Source organism: Amycolatopsis rhizosphaerae, from assembly GCF_007713715.1.
GTDB lineage: Bacteria > Actinomycetota > Actinomycetes > Mycobacteriales > Pseudonocardiaceae > Amycolatopsis_E > Amycolatopsis_E rhizosphaerae.
Genome location: NZ_VJWX01000435.1, coordinates 1 through 6019, shown reverse-complemented (window position 1 = coordinate 6019; position 6019 = coordinate 1). Strand labels below are relative to the sequence as shown.

The following is a 6019-nucleotide window of genomic DNA, read 5'->3' as shown; positions in this document are numbered from 1 at the left end:
GCCTGGGGAGTATCCGCCCCAGGCAGGGCGAAACCGGCCCGCCGGGTGAAAACACGGCCGCCACGGCACCGGCGGGGCGCGGATAATCGCCTGGCATGGAGGAGATCTGGCGGCTCGGCCCCGGCGTCACCCGCTCGGTGAGCCCGGAGAACTTCACCGGGGCGAAGGGCGGGGGCGGGCGCGCCACGACCGGCACCGGGGCGCTCGCCGCGCGCGAGCTGGGGCTCGGCTGGAAGGTCTCCCCGTCGATCGACCTGCCCGCCGGTTCCACCGCGACCCTGGCCGATCTCGAGGGTCCGGGCATCATCCGGCACTTCTGGCTCACCACCGACCTGCACAGGCTCCGGGAGATGGTGCTGCGGCTGTACTGGGACGACGACCGCAGGCCCGCGGTCGACGTGCCGCTGGGGGACTTCTTCTGCAACGGCTGGGGCGAGCTCGCCCTGGTCGACTCCGCGACGGTCGCGGTCCTGCCCGCCGGGGGCTTCAACAGCTACTGGCCGATGCCGTTCCGCCGCCGGGCGCGGGTCACCCTGGCCAACGCCGGGGACACCGTGGTGCCCGTCTACTACCAGGTCACCTACCAGCGGCAGGAGCTTCCGGACGAAGCGGCGTACCTGCACGCGGCCTGGCGCCGCAGCGACCCGGTCGGGGAGAGCGGGGTGCACACCATCCTGGATGGGGTGCGGGGCCGCGGGCACTACGCGGGCACCTACCTCGCCCTGTGCCCCCAGGCGCCGGACTGGTGGGGCGAAGGCGAGATCAAGTTCTATCTCGACGGGGACGGGGAGTTCCCGACGATCTGCGGGACCGGCACCGAGGACTACTTCGGCGGCGCCTGGAACTTCGACCTCGGCGGCCGCTACGGCGCCTACTCCACGCGCTACCTCGGCCTGCCCCAGGTGCTGCCCGCGGAGGCGATCTACCGGCCGCGCCAGCGTTTCGGCCTCTACCGCTGGCACCTGCCCGATCCCATCACCTTCGAACAGGACCTGCGGGTGACCCTCCAGGCCCTCGGCTGGCGCTCCGGGGGCCGCTACCGGGTGCTGACCGGCGCGGAACTGGCCACCACCGCGTTCTGGTACCAGCATCCCGGGACGAGCTGAGACGGGCACCGGCCGGAGCGGACGCCACTTCGGGGACCGGGCCCGGCAGCACCCCCAAGGTCGGCGCCATCCAACACTCCATTAACCTAGGTTCATAGGTTAATCGGGGTTGCGGAGACCAAGTGTTCGAGTTCCGGTTCGAGAGCGGATCCGGGGTTCCGCCCTACCTCCAGTTGGTGCACCAGGTGGAGCGGGCCGTGCGGCTCGGCGCGCTGCGTGCGGGCGACCGGCTGCCCACCGTCAAGGAGGTCGCCGAGCGACTGGTGATCAACCCCAACACGGTGCTGAAGGCCTATCGCGAGCTCGATCACCGAGGGCTGGCGAAAGGCCGGGCCGGACAGGGGACGTTCATCGTCGGCGAGCGCCGCGCGATGACGAAGTCCGATCAGGCCAGACGGGCCGAGTTGCGCGCCGGGCTCGAAGCGTGGCTCACCGAGGCCCGGCGGGCCGGCCTCGACACCGGCGAAATCGACGCGATCCTGTCCACCGTGCTCCACGACTTCCGTGAGGAGACTAAGTGAACGAACCGGCGATCGTCGCCCACGACCTGGGCAAGCGCTACGGCCGCACCTGGGGGCTTCGCGACTGCACGTTCGAGATCGGCGCCGGGCGCGTGGTCGGGCTGGTGGGCCCCAACGGGGCGGGAAAGTCCACGCTGATCAACCTGATGGCAGGCCTGCTGCGGCCCAGCACCGGCGAGCTGAGGCTGCTCGGCGAACCGGTCGGGCCGCACGTCGCGTCCAGCCGGGTGGCCTATCTGGACCAGCGCCACTCCCTCTACGACACCTTCCGCGTGGCCGACATGCTCGAAGCCGGACGCAGGCTCAACCAGCGCTGGTACGCCCACGACGCGCGGGATCGCCTGAGCGAGCTCGGCATCCCCCTCGACCGCAGGATCGATGAGCTTTCCGGCGGGCAGCGTGCCCAGGTCGCGCTCGCGCTGGCCCTGGCCACCCGCCCGGACCTGCTGATACTCGACGAACCCGTGGCGAGCCTGGATCCCCTGGCCCGAAACGAGGTCATGTCCGCGCTGATGGGCGCCAAGGCCACCCGGGACTGCACCATCGTGCTGTCCTCGCACATCGTCTCCGAACTGGAACGGCTGTGCGACTACCTCGTCGTGCTCAACCGGGGCCAGGTCCGCCTCGCCGGTGATCTCGACGATCTGCTCGACGACCACCGGCTGCTCCACGGACCTTCCTCTGGTGTGGTCGATGTCGAGGCGGGCCGCGAGGTGCTGTCCCGGCATGAGGAACACGGCACGGCCCGGTTGTTGTGCCGAGGCCGCGGCCCGCTTCCGGCGGGATGGCGGGAGCGGCCGGCGGGCATCGACCGACTCGTCCGGCACTACCTCGCGGCCCCCGCGCGACCGGCCGGGTGGACGGAGGCAGCGGCATGATCTGGCTGGCGTGGCGACAGGATCGCCTCAAGCTCCTCGGCATCGGCGCGGTCTTCCTCGCGCTCGCGGGCGGCTACGTCGCCATGGGCATCGGCATGCGCAGCACAGTGCCCTCGACCGCCCTCCGGAACTGTTTCTCCGGGGCGGAAAGCACGGAGTGTGGTGGCTGGCCCCCCCTGGTCTACTTCGCGCGCTACGACGCAGGGATGCTGTTCAGCCTGCTGCCGGCGGCGGCCGGGATGTTCCTCGGCGCACCGCTGGTCGCGCAAGAACTGGAGCACCACACGTTCCGCTACGCCTGGACGCAGGGGATCACGCGCACGAACTGGCTGCGCGTGAAGCTCCTGGTCGCCGTCGCGTTCGTCCTCGTCTACGGCATCGCTTTCGCCGGGGGCTACGCCTGGTGGTTCGCACCGGCTCTGAAAACGGAAGGGTGGTGGGCCACCTTCGACTTCGGTCTGGTGACCTTCCCGGCAGGCTGCCTGTTCGCCTTCGCGCTCGGGCTGGCCGGCGGCGCGGTGTTCCGGCGGACCCTGCCGGGGATGGCCGCGGCGCTCGCCGGTTTCCTGCTGGTGCTGGTGACGGTGAAGAACTTCCTGCGGCCCCATTACCTCACTCCACTGCTGGTGGAGCAGACACACAGCGGAGAACTGATCACCGGCAAGAGCTACTTCCGCGACCGAGCCGGAATCCTGCACGGGTACGAGGAAGGCCTGTCGCTGGCCGGCATCCCCCCGTCACCGGGGCTGAGCCTGGAAGCGCAGCAGGCCTTGCGCGAGGCTGGGCTCACCCGGCTCTTCCAGGTCCAGCCATCCGGCCGGTTCTGGCTGTTCCAGTTGATCGAGGCCGGTGTCTACACGGTGCCGGCGGTCGCGTTCGTGGCACTGGCCTTCTGGTGGGTCCGGCACAGGCTCACTTGACCGGCACCACGGCTCGGCAGGTCGGCAGAAAAGTCGCCACCCCCGCACCGTCACGCGAACCACTTCCCGGACAGGCCCTACCGGCCGCCCCGCGTGACGAAGTAGGCCCAGGCGTTGACCGCCACGCCCGCGACCAGGGCCACGCACCACAGCAGCCAGTAGCCGAGCGCCGCGTGGCGCAGGGCCAGCCCCACGACGCCGACCGCGAGGATCAGGGTCGTGCCGATCGCGGTGAACAGCGACACCGCACTGGTGGGTGGCCGGTCGCGCACCCGGTCCGGATACCCGGCGCGCGCGGGACCCACGCACGCCCCCGGTGTGCTTCACTGCTGATGATCATCGACCTTCTTGCGGGAAAGGGGACCGAGTGACGACCTGGCGTGAACTTCAGACGTTCATCAGGAAGTCCTATCGTGTGGTGCGGGACGAACCGGAGGAGATCAGAATCCGGGTCCGGTTCCGGGACGACGTGGACGAAGAAGAGCGCACCCAGATGGTGGTCATCGCCCGGGAGGTCCTCGACAAACGCGAGGAATGGGTGCAGATCGCCACGCCGTTCGCCAAGGCCGACGACGTGGACCTGCGCACCGTGCTGGCCGAGATCGGGCACACCACGGTGGTCGGCGGGGCCGTGGTGATGGGCGACTACCTGGTGCTGCGGCATTCGCTGCCGCTGGTCAACCTCGACCTCAACGAGTTCACCGATCCGCTGGAGCTGGTCACCGGCTCCGCCGAGCTGCTCGAAGAGCAGTTCACCGGGCGGGACGAGTTCTAGCGGTGCGCGCGGACCGGGCAATTCCCCCGGAAGTGCCCGGTCCGCGCGGTAGCCTTTCACCGGAAAGGGGGACGCATGGAACCGTGGGGCCTGTCCGGACCGGCCTTTCTCGGCGTCTACGCCGGCTCCCTCGTCGTCGCGCTCGTGCTCACGGCCCTGCTGCGCAGGCGCAAGCCGTGGCGGCGGGTGCGCGCCGGGCAGCAACCGCTGTCGCTGTGGGAAACCGCTTACCTGACCGGCGGGCCGGAGCGGGTGGTGGACAGCGCCATCGCCTCCCTGATCAGACAGGAACGGCTGCGGGCGCGATCGTACGGTCTCCTGCAGCCCATCGGCGACGCACTTCCCGCCGATCCCGTGGAACGCGCGGTGTTCGAAGCGGTCTCCGCGGCGCAGCGTCTTTCGCTGACCAAGACCCGTAAGGAGGCCGGCCGCCGTCGTGCGGTCCGGGCCGTCGAAGCTTCGCTCGCCCGGCGCGGCCTCCTCGTGCGCAGCCGTCTCGACGCCCTGTTCACCGCCTCGCCCGTGTTCGCGGTGGCGGCGGTGGGAGTGGCCCGGCTGGTCAACGGAATCCGGCTCCACCGCCCGGTCGGCCTTCTCGTCGTTTTCCTGCTGGTCACCGGGGCCGTGCTCTTCTTCCTGCTTCGCCGGCCGAGCCCGCGGCACACCCGGGCCGGCCTGAAGGCTCGCCAGGCCGCTCTCCGGCCCGGCCCGACTCCGGTCCCGCTTCCCGCCCTGGCCGGTGCGGTCGGCCCGGTCGTGCTCGGCGGGCTGGCCGCGTACCCGGATACGGTGATCAAGACGGCGCTGTTCCACCTCCCACCGACCGGCATCGGGGGCAGTTCGTCGTCCGGGAGCTCCTCGTGCGGAAGCAGCTCTTCCTCCTGCAGTTCCTCCTCCGGCAGCAGTTGCGGCAGCGGCTGCGGCGGTGGCTGTGGCGGCTGAGTCCCGGGAGCTCGGGGTAGGGCTGGGCTGGCGCCCCGAGCTCGACGTGACCGTGGAGCGCCTGCGGCCGGATTTCGTCGAGATCGTCGCGGAGAACCTCCACCCGGCCCACCTGCCGGAACCGCTGCGGCGGGTGGCCGGACGCGTGCCGGTGCTCCCCCACGCCGTGTCGCTGTCCCTGGGCGGCGCGGAACCCGTCGCCCCGCATCGAGTCGGCCATCTCGCCGCGCTGGCCGAGGCGCTGGGCGCCCCGCTGGTGAGCGATCACATCTGCTTCGTGCGCGCGGGTGACCTCGACTCCGGGCACCTGATGCCGCTCCCCCGCACCAGGGACGCGCTGGACGTTCTGGTGGCCAACGTCAGGGCGGTGCAACAGGATCTGCCGGTCCCGCTGGCCCTGGAGAACATCGCGGCCCTGCTGGCCTGGCCGGACGCCGAGCTGACCGAGGCGCAGTTCCTGCGGGAGCTGACCGAACGGACCGGCTGCCTGCTGCTGGTGGACGTGGCGAACCTGTATGCCAACGCGCGCAACCTCGGTGGCGATCCGGTGCGGCTGCTCGACGAACTGCCGCTCGACCGACTCGCCTACGTGCACGTCGCCGGCGGTGTGGAACGCCACGGCGTCTATCACGACACGCACACCCATCCGGTTCCCGCGCCCGTACTGGACCTGCTGCGCGAACTGGCCACGCGTGCCCACCCGCCCGGCGTGCTGCTGGAATGGGACGACGACTACCCGGGCGACAGCGTGTTCGCGGCCGAACTCGCGGCGATCCGTGGCGCGGCGGGGAAATCGTGACCGGTCCGCAGCGGGACCGGCTCGCCGCGGCCCAGTCCGCCCTGCTGCGGGCCTTGCTGGGGGACGGCCCCGCCCCGC

Annotated in this window: 8 protein-coding genes; 7 read left to right on the top strand and 1 reads right to left on the bottom strand. The window is 71.0% G+C overall.

What is annotated here, in order from left to right:
* Positions 1–95 precede the first annotated feature (95 nt).
* The 4 genes from FNH05_RS29775 (at position 96) to FNH05_RS29760 (ending at position 3425) form a co-directional block, all read left to right on the top strand.
* The gene (locus FNH05_RS29775) at positions 96–1106 is read left to right on the top strand and encodes a glycoside hydrolase family 172 protein (RefSeq protein WP_144592175.1); all 1011 of its coding nucleotides are present in this window, start codon (positions 96–98) and stop codon (positions 1104–1106) included.
* A gap of 122 nt (positions 1107–1228) precedes the next feature.
* Positions 1229–1627, top strand: coding sequence for a GntR family transcriptional regulator (locus FNH05_RS29770; RefSeq protein WP_144592174.1), 399 nt, complete (start codon positions 1229–1231; stop codon positions 1625–1627).
* Entirely contained in the window at positions 1624–2505 is an 882-nt protein-coding gene (locus FNH05_RS29765) for an ABC transporter ATP-binding protein (protein ID WP_144592173.1), read from the top strand. Before FNH05_RS29770 ends, FNH05_RS29765 begins: the two co-directional genes overlap by 4 nt.
* Complete coding sequence (locus FNH05_RS29760; RefSeq protein WP_144592172.1) at positions 2502–3425, top strand: ABC transporter permease subunit; 924 nt, start codon at positions 2502–2504, stop codon at positions 3423–3425. Before FNH05_RS29765 ends, FNH05_RS29760 begins: the two co-directional genes overlap by 4 nt.
* A gap of 77 nt (positions 3426–3502) precedes the next feature.
* Here FNH05_RS29760 and FNH05_RS29755 read toward each other — a convergent pair whose 3' ends face one another.
* On the bottom strand, positions 3503–3730 hold the full coding sequence (locus FNH05_RS29755) for a hypothetical protein (protein WP_144592171.1): 228 nt from the start codon (positions 3728–3730) through the stop codon (positions 3503–3505).
* Between the two features lie 62 nt (positions 3731–3792).
* Here FNH05_RS29755 and FNH05_RS29750 point away from each other — a divergent pair, with 62 nt between their 5' ends.
* The 3 genes from FNH05_RS29750 to FNH05_RS29740 all read left to right on the top strand — a co-directional run bounded on the left by FNH05_RS29750 (position 3793) and on the right by FNH05_RS29740 (position 5941).
* Positions 3793–4200, top strand: a complete 408-nt coding sequence (locus FNH05_RS29750) for a hypothetical protein (RefSeq protein ID WP_144592170.1) — start codon at positions 3793–3795, stop codon at positions 4198–4200.
* Between the two features lie 75 nt (positions 4201–4275).
* Positions 4276–5142 (top strand): TIGR04222 domain-containing membrane protein, encoded by an 867-nt coding sequence (locus FNH05_RS29745; RefSeq protein ID WP_144592169.1) that lies wholly within the window; start codon positions 4276–4278, stop codon positions 5140–5142.
* On the top strand, positions 5126–5941 hold the full coding sequence (locus tag FNH05_RS29740; protein ID WP_246128014.1) for an MbnB/TglH/ChrH family RiPP precursor modification enzyme: 816 nt from the start codon (positions 5126–5128) through the stop codon (positions 5939–5941). The genes FNH05_RS29745 and FNH05_RS29740 overlap by 17 nt, the downstream gene beginning before the upstream one ends.
* The last annotated feature ends 78 nt before the right edge of the window (positions 5942–6019 follow it).

Bases quoted from the DNA above. Each gene is read 5' to 3' on its own strand.
- FNH05_RS29775 (WP_144592175.1), top strand. From the start codon at position 96: ATGGAGGAGATCTGGCGGCTCGGCCCCGGCGTCACCCGCTCGGTGAGC.
- FNH05_RS29760 (WP_144592172.1), top strand. From the start codon at position 2,502: ATGATCTGGCTGGCGTGGCGACAGGATCGCCTCAAGCTCCTCGGCATC.
- FNH05_RS29745 (WP_144592169.1), top strand. From the start codon at position 4,276: ATGGAACCGTGGGGCCTGTCCGGACCGGCCTTTCTCGGCGTCTACGCC.